Genomic DNA, 456 nt, shown 5'->3' with positions numbered 1-456 from the left:
GGCGAGTTCGCCTCCGGCAGCTTCACCCTGGCCGACACCGATGGCCTGGACGACCTGCAGAGCGTGACCATCAACGGCAAGACCGTGACCATCGCCGAGCTGCAGGGCGAAACCTTCGCCGGTGACCACGGCACCCTGACGGTAACGGCCTACAATGCCGCCACCGGCGTGGCGAGCTACACCTACGAACTGACCGAGCCGACCACCGACGGGTCCGGTACCGAGACCGACAGCTTCAGCCTGAGCGTGACCGACGGCACCGGCAGCTCGACCCCGGCCAGCCTGGTCATCGAAATCATCGACGACGTCCCGCAGGCCGTGGCCGACAGCGCCAGCGTGGGCGAGGACAGCGTCACCGCCATCACCGGCAACGTGCTGACCAACGACCTGCACGCCAACGACCAACCGGGTGCCGATACCCCGAACAGCTTCGTCAACTGGACCAGCACCACGGCG

General features: G+C 67.3%; 1 protein-coding gene. It reads left to right on the top strand.

Going from position 1 to position 456, the window contains the following annotated elements:
* Positions 1-456: hypothetical protein (locus tag U8L64_RS00205; RefSeq protein ID WP_333392710.1), on the top strand; the 456-nt coding region annotated here is incomplete at both ends.

The sequence above is a fragment of the Pseudomonas sp. FIP_A4 genome (genome assembly GCF_036701605.1).
Lineage (GTDB): Bacteria > Pseudomonadota > Gammaproteobacteria > Pseudomonadales > Pseudomonadaceae > Stutzerimonas > Stutzerimonas phenolilytica.
This window is presented reverse-complemented; position numbering and strand designations above follow the sequence as displayed.